Here is a 12,653-nt window from a genome sequence, read left to right as displayed (position 1 = left end):
GCTTGTCCAGGGCCCGGGCGAGCCGGTACGCGGCCTCGCGGTGGCCCTGCTCGGCGGCGACGCGCAGCCAGCGCTCGGCGCCGACGTCGCTGCGATGCTCCAGGAGGTCGGCGAGTGCGTACGCGCCCAGGGCGTGGCCCTGCTCGGCGGACTGGCGCAGCCAGTACTCGGCGGCGGGCTCGTCGCCGCGCTCGCGGTGGTGGCGGCCGAGGGCATGAGCGGCGGCGGCGGAGCCGGCGACGGCGGCGATCCGCCACCAGCCGGCGGCCTCGTCGGCGTAGCCGCGCTGGTGCAGCAGGACGCCGAGGTTGTTCGCGGCGGCCCGATCGCCTTCGGCGGTGGCGCCGCGCAGGTACGGCTCGGCACCGTCGAGGTCGCCACGGCGCAGCAGCAGCGCGCCGAGAACGCTCATCGACGCGGTGTCGCCGCTCTCGGCGGCACGCCGGTGGCGCGCCTCGGTCTCGGCGGTGTCCGTGTACTCGACGGCCTCAAGTCCCTGCACGGCCGCCTCGGCGTCCGTCACGGGCTCGACCGTGTCCGTGTCCGCGGTGTCCGAAACGGCACTGGTCATGTGCCGTTGTGCAAACCGCCCCGTCTCCAACAGAGTTGCCCTGTCCCCCATAATTTCCATCGTCGCACCACCCGCAACCCGCGTACACCTGGTATACCGCAGCCAGTGAGGTCACTTCAGCGTTTTGTCGACATGCCCACAGAGAGATAAGTCAAACACGACTCACCTCAACTCGCCCCACCCGCAACGCGGTTCGGGGCGGAGTGTCGGGTTCCACACATGCCGAAGGCCCGGATCCTGATGGATCCGGGCCTTCGTCAATCTTTGCCAATTAAGGCTTCAGTAGCGGGGACAGGATTTGAACCTGCGACCTCTGGGTTATGAGCCCAGCGAGCTACCGAGCTGCTCCACCCCGCGTCGTTGTGTCTTCACAGTATCACGACGCGGGGTGGGGTCCCGACCGTCAGCCGCTCGGCTTCGGGGTCGGGGTCGGGGTCGGCTTGGCACCGGGCGTGGCGCTCGCCGGCGGGGCCGGCTTCGGGTTCGCCTGGAGCTTGGCGCTCGCGTCGGCGGCCCGCTGGAGCGCCGCCTGCAGGTCTTCCTGCGCCTTGCCGTAAGCCGTCCAGTCCTGCTTCGCCAGCGCGGCCTCACCCTCGCTGTACGCCTTCTGCGCGTCGGCGATGGCCTGCTTCAGCGCGGCGTCGTTGCTCGCCGGAGGCGGCGGGGTGGTGGTGCCCGGCGGCGTGGTCGGCGGGGTGGCGCCCTCCACTCCGAACACCGCGTTCAGCGCCTTGCTGAGACTGTCCTCGAAGACCGTGACGTCCTTGGTGGTCTCCCCGTCCGGCTGGTCCGCGTCCACGTACGACACCGCGACCTTCTTCAGCAGCGGGTAGTGCGCGTTGCGGCCCTGGGCGTACACCGGCTCCACGTACAGGAACCCGCCGTCGAGCGGCACGGTGAGCAGGTTGCCGTACTGGATGTCGGAGTCGGCGCCCTTCATGTCCCGCACGAACTGGGCCACCGACGGCAGGCCGTTGAGCTTGTTCTGCACCTGCTCGGGTCCGGGGACGTCGGAGGTGACTCTCAACAGCCTTATCCGGCCGTAGTCCTTGCTGTTGGCGTCCGCGTCGACCGCCATGAACCCGCCCAGGTTGGGCCGGCCGTTCGGCGTGAACGTGGTCGTCAGCGAGAACATCTGCTTGGTCTCGCCGGGCATCTTCATGCTCAGGTAGTACGGCGGGACCGCGTTGCCGTCCTTGTTGGTCGGGTCGTCCGGCACCTGCCACGCGTCGGAGCCGCTGTAGAACTGCGCGGGGTCCTTGACGTGGTAGCGGGTCAGCAGCTCGCGCTGGACCTTGAACATGTCCTGCGGGTAGCGCAGGTGCTGGAGCAGGCTCGGCTTGATCGCCTCACGCTTCTCCACGGTGCCCGGGAAGGCCTTCATCCAGGTCTTGAGGACGGGGTCCTTCGTGTCCCACTGGTAGAGCTTGACGGTGCCGTCGAAGGCGTCGACCGTCGCCTTCACCGAGTTCCGGATGTAGTTGACCTGGTTCTGCTGCGCGACCACCGCGCGCTGCTGGTTGCCCACGGTCAGCGCGTCGGCCGTCGTCTCGCCCAGCGTGGTGCGCGAGGCGTACGGGTAGCCGTTGGTGGTCGTGTAGGCGTCGACGATCCACTGGATCTTGTTGTCGACGACCGCCGGGTAGGCGTCGCCGTCGATGGTCAGCCACGGGGCGACCGCCTCGACGCGCTCCTTGGGCGTGCGGTTGTACAGGATCCGCGAACCCTCGCCGATCGCTCCCGAGTACAGGATCTGCGGCTCGCTGAACGCGACCGCGTACGCGGCCCGGTTGAAGGTGTTGGAGAGGTTGACCCCGCTCTTGCCCTGGTAGCTGGTGGTCTTCTCGCCGTTCTCCTCGTAGTCCAGCTCCTTCTGCGGGCCGCCCACGATCGAGTACTGGTCGGTCTTCTCGCCGTAGTAGATCCGCTGCTGGTACGGGCCCAGCTGGCCGGTGGTCGGCAGGCCGGCCTCGGTGAACACCGGGGAGCCGTTGGCGTCCGTCGTCGTGCCCGCGGCCATGATCGCGCCGTAGCCGTGGGTGTAGGTGAAGTGGTCGTTGATCCAGTTCCGCTTCGGAATGCCGCGGATGTTGAGCTCACGCAGGCCGACGACGGTGTCCTGGCCCTTGTAGCGGTCCACGTCCAGCGTGGTCGGGAACTGGTAGTACTTCCGCTTCTGCTCCAGCTGCTGGAACGTCGGCGAGACGATGTTCGGGTCGATCAGCCGGTAGCTCGCGGCCGTGTCGGCGTCGCTGCGCAGCTTGTCCTTGGCCTTGACCGTCGACTTGCCCGAGTAGTTCTCCGGCGTCGTCGAGTCGATGTCGTAGGCCTTGCGCGTCGCGTCGATGTTCTTCCTGATGTACGGCGCTTCCTTGGCCTGCTCGTTCGGCTGGACCTGGAACTTCTGCACGATCGCCGGGTAGAGACCGCCGATCAGGATGGCCGAGAGGACCATCAGACCGAAGCCGATGACCGGGAGCTGCCAGGTGCGCCGCCACAGGGTGGCGAAGAACAGCACCGCGCAGATGACGGCGATGCAGAACAGGATCGTCTTGGCCGGCAGATAGGCGTTGGCGTCGACGTACCGCAGGCCCGTCCAGTTGCCGGTCGCCTTGAAGTCGCTGGACTTCACCGCGAGGCCGTACCGGTCGAGCCAGTACGCCACGGCCTTCAGCGAGACGAACACACCGAGCAGCACCGACAGGTGGCCGGTCGCGGCGGCGGTGGCGCGGGCCCCGGGGCTGGTGATCCGCAGGCCGCCGTACAGGTAGTGCGTCAGCGCGGCGGCGATCAACGAGAGCACCGTGGCGGCGAAGCCGAAGGCGAGCAGGAAGCGGTACCAGGGCAGGTCGAAGGCGTAGAACGCCACGTCCAGCTGGAACTGCGGGTCCTTCTGGCCGAACGACACACCGTTGACCCACATCAGCCAGGTGCGCCACTGGCCGGACGCGGACGCTCCGGCGATCAGCCCGACCACCGCGGTGATCGCGAGCAGCACCCACTTCTTGAACGGGGCGACGCCCATCCGGTACCGGTCGAGGCTCTGCTGCTCCAGCGACATCGCGCTCAACGGCGGCCGCAGCCGGTGCGCCAACCAGATGTTGAACCCGACGGCCAGCCCCATCAGCAGACCGAAGACGGCGAACAGGCCGATCTTGGTCCACAGGGTGGTGGTGAAGACGGACGAGTACTGGACCGAGCGGTACCAGAGCCAGTCCGTCCAGAACCCGGCGAACATGACGAAAGCCATGGCCAGCACGGCCAGGACGCCGAGTGTCATGAGCAGGGTACGGGCCCGCCGGGACGGCCGACCGACTCTGATCCGTGGCCCGGTCGGGCCTCCGCCGCGGTCCGGCATCTGGAAAGCCAACGTGCGCCCCTCGGTGTTGATGCGTCTGAGTTGATGCGTCTGTTGATGTGTCTGTGCTGTGTCTGAAAGCAGGCCCAGCGATCGTAGAGCCCACTGATTCAACTTACTGAGGCTTTACCTAGTTCCCGTCTCGGGGTCGAAAGGAGGCAGGATGTTGAGCATGTCCAACGTTTCCCCCTCCGGTCCTCCGATGGCCGCGAGCCCCCTCACCCGCGCCGTGCTCGAGATCGACGAGTACGCCTCGGGTCTCGGCTGGGACCAGCCGGCCCGTCTCTTCGCCCTCGTCGACACCGCCCGGCTGCGCGCCCAGGAGCCCGGCCTGGCCTCCCAGCTCGGCCTGTCGGGCGACGAGGCCGCCGCCCAGCTCACCCCGATCGAGCAGGACAAGCTGCCCGCCGGCAAGCCCCTCGACGAGTTCCTCGGCACCATCGCCTGGCCCGACGCGGTCGTCGGCTGCGCCCTGACCGTGGAGCGGATGATGCTGCCGCCGTCGGCGGAGGCGTCCGTGCCGGACGGCCTGAGCCAGAAGGCGCTGGCGAAGTGGGTGGCCAGGCACCCGGACCGGCAGGAGGTCCGGATGACGGTCGCGGTGCTGCGCAGCGGCGCGCGCGAGTCCGCGCTGCGGCTGCGCGAGAAGGACTCCCCGACCGAGGTGCTGACCGGGGCCGACCTGGTGCCGGGGCTCGCCGAGGCGCTGGCGGCGACCTTCGCGTCCTGACGGCCCGGATGGGCTGACGGCCCGGCGGGCCGGAGCGTACGACGGGCCCGGGAGCGTATGCCTCCCGGGCCCGTCGGCTCAGCCCGTGGTGCAGGCGGGCAGGCCCTTGGTGTCGCCCTTGCGGATCTTCTCCAGCGACTTCGTCGCGTCGTCGATGGTGCCGACCTTGACGAGGGTGAGGCCGTCCGGGGTATCGGCGGCGGCCGCCGCGCAGTTGTCGGCCGGGGTGAGGAAGTACTGGGCGCCCGCATTCCGCGCGCCGACCAGCTTCATCTCGATGCCGCCGATCGGGCCGACCTTGCCCTGGTCGTCGATGGTGCCGGTGCCAGCGATGAACTTGCCGTCGGTGAGGCTGCCCGGGGTGAGCTTGTCGACGATGCCGAGCGCGAACATCAGACCGGCGCTCGGGCCGCCGATGTCGGCCAGCTTGATGTCGACGGTGAACGGGAAGACGTGGTCGGTGCCCGCCTGGATGCCGACGATCGCCCGGTCGTCGTCCTGCGCCTTGGCCGTGGTGATGACGACCTTCTGGGTGACGGTGGGCTCCTTGCGGGCCTTCTCCGCGGCGGCCGCCTCCTTGGCGGGGACGATCGTGAACGCGACCTTCTGGCCGGGCTTGCGCTTGGTCACCAGCTCGGCCACGTCACCGGGCTCCTTGACCGGCGTCCCGTCGACCGAGCGGATCACGTCGCCCGCGTGCAGCAGGCCCTCCGCGGGGCTGCCCTTGACCACGGTGGCGACGACGGTCCGGGAGGTCACCGGGATGTTCAGCTCGCGCAGGGCCGCGACCTTGGCGCTCTCCTGCGACTGGGTGAACTCCTCGGCGTTCTCCTGGCTCGACTCCTCCTCGGTCTTGCCGTCCGGGTAGAGGGTGTCGTGCGGGACCACCACGTTGTCATGGGCCAGCCAGCCGTAGACGGCCTCGACCAGGTTCATCCGGTAGTCCGCACCGGTGACGCGGACCGTCGTCATATTGAGGTGCCCAGAGGTGGGGTACGTCTGGTGGCCGGAGATCTGGAGCACCGGTTCGCCGTCGTCCTCGCCCAGGGTGTTGACCGTGGGCCCGGGGCTCATCTCGGAGTACGGCACCGGAAGGACGACGCCCACACAGAGCAGTGAGATCAGGACCAGGGTGGAGGCGAGCATCGTCGCAGTGCGGCGTGGCATGGAACGACAGTACGGGACCGGCCTGTGGGTGCACCGCTCGGGCGGTCCGTACGAGGCCGCCGGCGCACCGGGCCGTCGGAGACTTGGCTACTGCGTACGCTGCGCGAGCGAGGCCGACGCCGCGGCAGCGGGCTCGGGCCGCTCCATACCGGAATCCACGTCGGCGTGCGACTTCGCCATGGCGTCCCGGAACCGCGCGTAGCCCGCGAGCTCGGCGACATCGCCGATCGTGCGGTTCCTCGAGGCCCAGCCGGCCCATATCGCCGCGCCGACGACTGCGATAAGCGGAATCAGCAACCAAGCGAGCGCTGCCATCCCGACCTCCCATCCCCAATGAGCGACCGCAATTGATGGTTTCGCGGATGATCGTTGAGCAGACTAGCCATCCGCTGCTCCAACGCTGCTGCCAGGGGGGCGGTTACGCAAATCGGGGCGTACGACTACAGGAGGTCGGCGCGTCGCTGGACAAGGCGTACGAAGCCCCGGGCGGGGCGAAACGCCGGTCACCCAGCGTCAGCAGTCCCTACCCTCCCCCTGCCTTCGGCGGGGGGACCCCCAAACTCTGGCCCAAGGCTCAACAAGCGCCGACCCACTCCTCGGTGCCGTCCGAGAACTGCTGGTGCTTCCAGATCGGGACCTCGTGCTTGAGGTCGTCGATCAGCTTGCGGCAGGCCTCGAAGGCCTCGCCGCGGTGCGGGCAGGAGACCGCGACGACGACCGCGAGATCGCCGACCTCCAGGTCGCCCACACGGTGGACGGCGGCCAGGGCGCGGACCGGATAGTCGGCCACGACCTTCTCCGCGACGCGGCGCAGCTCGGCCTCCGCGGTCGGGTGGCAGGAGTACCCGAGGGCGTCGACGTCCGCCCCGCCGTCGTGGTTGCGCACCGTGCCGACGAAGAGGGTCGTGCCACCGGCCGCGTCGTCGCCGACGGCCCGGAAGACCTCGTCGACGGAGAGCGGGGTCTCACGGATCGCGAGCAGCTTGATCGGGTCCTTCGCGGCCTGCTCGCCGGGGTGGTCATAGGTGCGTGCCATGGGGCCCATGGTGCCGCACGCCTCGGACATCCCGGAATAGCGTTTTCGACCGGTGGACACCACCCTCCGTAGGAGGGTCCTACAGGCCGCGCCGCTTGCGCATCTGCCGGACCAGTGCGGCCGTGCCGAGAAGCGCCACCGTCGCGCCCGCGGCGCCCGCCGCCGTCGCGTCCTTGCGGCCCAGGCGGCGGCCCGCCACCGTGTGCCTGCCCTCGACCTCCTCCAGGAGCGCGGAGAGCACCTCCTCGTTGGTCCAGCCCGGCCGCCAGCCGGCGTCGTGCAGCCGGCCGACGCTGACCACCCAGGGGTGCATCGTGTACGCGAGGTCGCCGGCCGGGGACGGGGTCAGCCCGATCCGGTGCAGCCGGGCCGCCGCGCCGAGGGCGACCGCGGAGGGCAGCTCCATGCGCCGGATGCCGCTGAGCTCCTCGACCTCCTCCTGCTCCAGCCAGCCCTCGCAGCCGACCGCGAACTCGCCGTCGACCTTCTCCAGGGCGGCGTACTCCAGCGCGCTGACCAGGTCCTCGACGTGGCAGAACTGCCAGGTGGGGCGGGATCCGGCGACGACGAGCAGGCGCGGTGACTCGAAGTAGCGGGTCAGGGCGGTGTCGGTGCCGCCGACCAGGACGGCGGGCCGGACCACGGTGACGTTGAGCCCGGGGTGGGCGCGAGGCGCCCGGCGGCCCAGCCGCTCGATCTCAAGGAGGTCGCCGACGCCGGTGGCCTCGGCGGTGGCCCTCAGCTCGGCGTCCTCGGAGAGCGGGATGTCGTTGTCCGGCAGCGCGCCGTAGACCATGGCGGAGGTGCAGAGCACGACACGCCGGACACCCACCGCGGCGGACGCGGTGAGGACGGTCTGCGCGCCGCGCACGTTGTAGGCGGTCCGGGCGGCGGCGTCCGTCTCCAGGTCGAGGTCGACGGCGAGGTGGACGACGACGTCGGCGCCGCGCAGCTTCTCGGCGATGGCCGGGTCGCGCACGTCGAGGATGTGCCACTGCGCCTCCGGGACGTCGCCCCGCCGCTCGTCGATCGCGACGACCTGCTTGACCTCCTCGCATGCGACAAGGCGCCTGGTCAGCAGGTCGCCGATGCCGGTCGCGGCGCCGGTGACCGCGACGACGGGCCCGCGCGCGGCGGACCGGGTTGAGTGGTTTCGCGCTCCGCGAACCTGAGGATCTGGGGAACTCACCGGGCGTCTCCAGCGGTTGTCTTCAGTACGTACGCGAATGACGCGTACGTACCAGGTGGCGTCCATCCTGCCGCAGGCCGCGAGACGGCGAAGCACTGAGGCTATATCCGGCCTCGATGTCTAGGCTTGGTGGTGTTGTCGGGCAGTCGCCGCCGGCGGAGTGCCGGCGGCCCTACGAGCCGAGGAAACCCGTGAGTGACACCCCATTCGGATTCGGCCTTCCGCCGGAGGAGCCGGAGAACGGCGACGAGGGCAAGAAGAAGGACCCCGCCGGAGGTGGTCAGGGTGCTGGCAACCCCTTCGGCTTCGGAGGCCTGCCGGGCGGCGGGGACAACCCGTTCGCCGCGATGTTCGGCTCTCTGAACCCCAATGACCTGGGGGCGGCCTTCCAGCAGCTCGGCCAGATGCTGAGCTACGAGGGCGGTCCCGTGAACTGGGACATGGCCAAGCAGATCGCCCGCCAGGTGGTCGCGCAGGGCACTGCGGACGGCACCAAGGACGCCAGTGTCGGCCCGGCGGAGAAGTCCGCCGTCGAGGAGGCCGTGCGCCTGGCGGACCTGTGGCTGGACGAGGCGACCTCGCTGCCGTCCGGGGCGAGCACCGCGGTGGCGTGGAGCCGCGCCGAGTGGGTCGAGGCGACCCTGCCGGCGTGGCAGAAGCTGGTCGACCCGGTCGCGGAGCGGGTCGGCACGGCGATGGGGGACGTGCTGCCCGAGGAGATGCAGGCCATGGCCGGCCCGCTGATCGGCATGATGCGCTCCATGGGCGGCGCCATGTTCGGCCAGCAGATCGGGCAGGCCGTGGGCGCGCTGGCGGGCGAGGTCGTCGGCTCGACCGACGTCGGCCTGCCGCTGGGCCCGGCCGGCAAGGCGGCGCTGCTGCCGCTGAACGTCGAGGCGCTGGGCAAGGACCTGAGCGTCCCGATGGACGAGGTGCGGCTGTACCTGGCCCTGCGCGAGGCCGCCCACCAGCGGCTCTACGCCCATGTGCCGTGGCTGCGCTCGCATCTGTTCGGCGCGGTCGAGGGCTACGCCCGCGGGATCAAGGTCGACACCTCCAAGCTGGAGGACGCGGTCGGCAACCTGGACCCGACGCACCCGGAGCAGCTCCAGGAGGCGCTGCAGCAGGGCATGTTCCAGCCGGAGGACACTCCGGAGCAGAAGGCCGCGCTCGCCCGTCTGGAGACGGCGCTCGCGCTGGTCGAGGGCTGGGTGGACGCGGTGGTGCACGAGGCCGCGAAGACGAGGCTGACCTCGGCGGACGCGCTGCGCGAGACGCTGCGCCGGCGCCGGGCGTCGGGCGGTCCGGCCGAGCAGACCTTCGCCACGCTGATCGGCCTGGAGCTGCGTCCGCGCAGGCTGCGGGACGCCTCGCGCCTGTGGGCCTCGCTCACCGACGCGCGCGGCGTGGACGGCCGCGACGACCTGTGGAGCCACCCGGACATGCTGCCGACGGCGTCCGACCTGGACGACCCGGACGGCTTCGTCCACCGCGAGCAGCTCGACTTCTCGGAGCTGGACAAGATGCTGGGCGAGGCCGCCGAGGGCCGCCCGGAGGACCAGGGCAAGGACGAGGGCAAGGACGACCAGGGCAAGTGAGTCTGCACGACGACGCCGTCCTCGTACTGAAGGGGTACGAGGCCCAGCCGGAGCTGCGCGAGGTCTATCTGGACCATCTGGCGGCGCACCCGGACGGCATGTACAAGCCCTGCTCGGCCGGTCACCTCACCAGCAGCGCGCTGGTGATCGACCCCGCGCGGGAGCGGGTCCTGCTGACCCTGCACAAGAAGCTGGGCATGTGGCTGCAGATGGGCGGCCACTGCGAGCCCGGCGACGAGACCGTGGCCGCCGCGGCGCTGCGCGAGGCCATGGAGGAGTCCGGGATCCCCGGTCTGACACTGCTGCCGGGCGGCCCTGTGCGGCTCGACAAGCATCCGATCCCGCCGCCCTGCCACTGGCACCTGGACGTGCAATACGCGGCGCTGGCCCCGGCCGGCGCGGTGGCGGCGATCAGCGACGAGTCGCTGGACCTGCGCTGGTTCGGGTACGACGAGGTGGCGGGCGTGGCGGACACGTCCGTGGTCCGGCTGATGGAGGGCACGCTCGCGCGGCTGGCCTGACACAGGACGCGGTAAGGGGCGGTCGCCATGGCGACCGCCCCTTACGCATGCCGTGCCGCCGCTCAGTTCCAGGCGTTGTTCTGGTTCTGGGCGTGCGAGCCGTGCTGGCCGGCGCCGAACTGGGCCGCGATGCCCTGTCCGATGGCAGCGTTCTGCGGCGGCATCACCTCGCTGGGCTGGACGAGGGCGAAGCCCTGTCCTAGGAAGCTGAGCTCCCAGCCCTCTCCGGTGTTGCCGCGGCGACGGCGGATGCTGCTGCTGTGCGTCTGCGCCTGCATCTGCACCCGCAGCCCGGAGGACCAGGCGACGATCGCGTCCGCGTCGACGTTGACGTACTTGTCCGGCGTCACCAGCATCATCAGCGGCTGGCCGGAGGTCATCAGGGCGACCTTGCCGCGGCCGGAGATGTTGAGCTGGTACTTGCCGGTGCCGGAGACGCCGTACTGGCTGTCCACGGCGATGACCTCGGTGTGCAGGGTCGAGTCCAGCGCCAGGACATAGGCGCTGTCGACGGTCATGCCCTCCTGCTCGACCTCCACCACGTGGATGTACTGGGCGAGGTTGGCGAAGTAGACCGTGCCCTGGCCGGAGCAGCGCATGAGGTCGAGGCCCTCACCGGTGCGGGCGCGGGCCCGGCGCTGGTTGCTGGACTGGTACTCGCCGTCGAAGTCGATCAGGCCCTGGTACGCGACCATGGCGCCCTTGCGGGCCAGGATGTCGTCCTGGCCGGTGAGGGCGACCCGCAGCATCTGCGGGTTCTGGATCACGTACCGGTCCTGGCTCTGCTGCTCGGCGTGGTTGAAAAGCGGGCTCTGCATGGTGTGTTCTCGCTCCCCCTCAGCCCCGGACCCGCAGGCGGTCGGTGCTGTCCTCGCTCGGCTGTACGACGACGATGCCCTGGCCGGAGAAGGCCATCTGGAACGCCTCGCCGCTGCCCCGCCCGATGAGGGAGGAGGCCTTGAAGCTGCGCTTGCCCTTGACCTTGAGCGACGGCGACCAGGCGACGAGCGCGTCCGGGTCGACGTACGTCTCGTCCTCGCCGCGGCCGCAGTCGACGACGATCGGGGTGCCGCGCGAGGTCAGGGCGACCCAGCCGGTGCCGGCGATCTCGACGTTGAACAAGCCCTGGCCGGCGAACTTGGCCAGGCCCTTGACCTTCTCGACGCCCCACTGGAGGTGGGCGTCGAAGGCGAGGACGTTGGTGCCGTTGACGGAGAGCGAGTCGTTGTTGAGGTTGATCACGACCACGTCCGCGCCGTAGTCGGCGAGGTAGAGCAGTCCGTCACCGGAGCACTTCATGATCGGCGCGCCCTCGCCGGTGATCCACTGCTGGGCGACCTGGCGGACGGCGGGCGGGTTGGGCTCGTAGGTGACGAAGCCCTCGTAGGCCACCATCGAGCCGGTCCGGGCATACAGGTCCTGGCCGGAGGCCATGGCGACCTTGAGCATGGTGCGGCCGTGGTTCTCCATCCGCGCCGCGATGGGGGTCGGGGCGAAGCCCGCGAGTTGCTGGTTCATGGTTCGGGCTCCCTCAGACCTCGTACGGCTGGACGACGATGAAGTTGCCGGGGGCGCCCCGGAACTGCAGGTTCACCGTCTCGCCGCTGTGCCCCGGATACGCGTTGCGGCGCAGCCGGACCTGGCTGGAGAGGATCACCTGGGACGCGGACGACCAGGCGACGACGGCATTGCAGTCGGCGAAGGTGGTCGGCGTGACCGGCAGGACGACGGGGATGCCGTGGGTCTTCACGACGACCGTGCCGGTGCCCTGGAACTGCATGGTGAACAGGGCTCCGCCGGGGATCCCGTGGCCCTCGATCCGGCGGACCTCGTGCTGCAGGGACTCGTCGAACGCAAGGACGTTCTCGGCGGAGACGCAGATGCCGTCGCCCTGCAGCTCGATGGAGTGCAGATGCGCGCCTTCCTCGGCGAGGAAGACCTGGCCGCGACCGGTGCAGCGCATCAGCTGCATCTCCTGGCCGGTGGCGTTGCCGACGATCCGGCCGGCGAAGCCGGCGCCCTTGTAACTGAAGTCGACCTTGCCCTGGTACATGACCATGCTGCCCTGGCGGGCGAGCACCGGGACGCCGCCCATGGCGAGGTCCACCCGCATGAGCTGCTGGTTCTGCGGGGTCCAGCGGGTGCCGGTGGCGGTCTCCTTGTACGGCGCGAGCGCCGCGGCGAGGCCGGGACCGGTGCCCTGCGGAACGCCCATGCCGGGCTGGGGCATTCCCGGCTGCGGCATGCCCGGCTGCGGCATGCCGACGGGCGGCTGCTGGCCGTATTGCGGCTGACCGTACGGAGCCTGACCCGGGACCTGACCGGGTACCTGCCCCGGGACCTGACCCGGGACCTGGCCGTACTGCGGCTGCTGCGGCGGCTGGCCGTACGGGGACGGCGCGGCGGGCGCCGGGGCCATCGGAGCCGCGATGGTCGGCTGCGCGTGCACCGGCTGGGCCGGCGGCGCGGCCGGGGCGCCGAAG

The 12,653-nt window shown here is 70.4% G+C and carries 12 protein-coding genes and 1 tRNA gene; 3 read left to right on the top strand and 10 right to left on the bottom strand.

Translation table 11 applies throughout. The features are described 5' to 3' along the window. The 3 genes from VIU94_RS40835 to VIU94_RS40825 form a co-directional block, all read right to left on the bottom strand. Window positions 1-571, bottom strand: a 571-nt coding sequence (locus VIU94_RS40835) for a tetratricopeptide repeat protein (RefSeq protein ID WP_414721097.1), incomplete at its 3' end; no start/stop codon positions are given. A 283-nt stretch (window positions 572-854) separates the two neighbouring features. Further along, a tRNA-Met gene (locus VIU94_RS40830) sits at window positions 855-928 on the bottom strand. A 46-nt stretch (window positions 929-974) separates the two neighbouring features. Beyond that, complete coding sequence (locus tag VIU94_RS40825; protein ID WP_331920073.1) at window positions 975-3,929, bottom strand: UPF0182 family membrane protein; 2,955 nt, start codon at window positions 3,927-3,929, stop codon at window positions 975-977. A gap of 172 nt (window positions 3,930-4,101) precedes the next feature. Between VIU94_RS40825 and VIU94_RS40820 the strand changes: the two genes are divergently transcribed. Further along, complete coding sequence (locus VIU94_RS40820) at window positions 4,102-4,659, top strand: PPA1309 family protein (protein ID WP_331920069.1); 558 nt, start codon at window positions 4,102-4,104, stop codon at window positions 4,657-4,659. Window positions 4,660-4,737: 78 nt separating this feature from the next. On the opposite strand, the gene VIU94_RS40815 is transcribed toward VIU94_RS40820, so the two are convergent. The 4 genes from VIU94_RS40815 to VIU94_RS40800 all read right to left on the bottom strand — a co-directional run bounded on the left by VIU94_RS40815 (window position 4,738) and on the right by VIU94_RS40800 (window position 8,051). Beyond that, a complete protein-coding gene (locus VIU94_RS40815) occupies window positions 4,738-5,826 on the bottom strand; it encodes a YlbL family protein (RefSeq protein WP_331920067.1) in 1,089 nt (362 codons plus the stop codon). Between the two features lie 87 nt (window positions 5,827-5,913). After that, window positions 5,914-6,141 (bottom strand): hypothetical protein, encoded by a 228-nt coding sequence (locus tag VIU94_RS40810; RefSeq protein ID WP_331920075.1) that lies wholly within the window; start codon window positions 6,139-6,141, stop codon window positions 5,914-5,916. 259 nt (window positions 6,142-6,400) lie between these two features. Then, window positions 6,401-6,862: a molybdenum cofactor biosynthesis protein MoaE gene (locus tag VIU94_RS40805; RefSeq protein WP_331920065.1), complete on the bottom strand. Its 462-nt coding sequence runs from the start codon at window positions 6,860-6,862 to the stop codon at window positions 6,401-6,403. A 79-nt stretch (window positions 6,863-6,941) separates the two neighbouring features. Beyond that, window positions 6,942-8,051, bottom strand: a complete 1,110-nt coding sequence (locus VIU94_RS40800) for an SDR family oxidoreductase (RefSeq protein ID WP_331920063.1) — start codon at window positions 8,049-8,051, stop codon at window positions 6,942-6,944. Between the two features lie 191 nt (window positions 8,052-8,242). Here VIU94_RS40800 and VIU94_RS40795 point away from each other — a divergent pair, with 191 nt between their 5' ends. Together VIU94_RS40795 and VIU94_RS40790 are read left to right on the top strand one after the other, a co-directional pair. Next, window positions 8,243-9,649: a zinc-dependent metalloprotease gene (locus tag VIU94_RS40795; protein WP_331920061.1), complete on the top strand. Its 1,407-nt coding sequence runs from the start codon at window positions 8,243-8,245 to the stop codon at window positions 9,647-9,649. Further along, window positions 9,646-10,170 (top strand): NUDIX hydrolase, encoded by a 525-nt coding sequence (locus VIU94_RS40790; protein ID WP_331920059.1) that lies wholly within the window; start codon window positions 9,646-9,648, stop codon window positions 10,168-10,170. Before VIU94_RS40795 ends, VIU94_RS40790 begins: the two co-directional genes overlap by 4 nt. Window positions 10,171-10,232: 62 nt before the next feature. Here the strand turns inward: VIU94_RS40790 and VIU94_RS40785 are convergent, their stop codons facing one another. From VIU94_RS40785 to VIU94_RS40775, 3 genes are all read right to left on the bottom strand, one after another. Continuing rightward, window positions 10,233-10,988 carry an AIM24 family protein gene (locus VIU94_RS40785; protein ID WP_331920057.1) on the bottom strand — a complete coding sequence of 252 codons (756 nt, stop codon included), beginning with the start codon at window positions 10,986-10,988 and terminating at the stop codon, window positions 10,233-10,235. A 19-nt stretch (window positions 10,989-11,007) separates the two neighbouring features. Beyond that, a complete protein-coding gene (locus VIU94_RS40780; protein ID WP_331920055.1) occupies window positions 11,008-11,688 on the bottom strand; it encodes an AIM24 family protein in 681 nt (226 codons plus the stop codon). A gap of 13 nt (window positions 11,689-11,701) precedes the next feature. Next, a partial coding sequence (locus VIU94_RS40775) for an AIM24 family protein (RefSeq protein WP_331920053.1) occupies window positions 11,702-12,653 on the bottom strand: 952 nt, incomplete at its 5' end.

This window comes from Streptomyces sp. (assembly GCF_036566765.1).
GTDB lineage: Bacteria > Actinomycetota > Actinomycetes > Streptomycetales > Streptomycetaceae > Streptomyces.
Note: the sequence above shows the minus strand (reverse complement) of the source record. Positions and strands in the feature narration are given on the sequence as shown.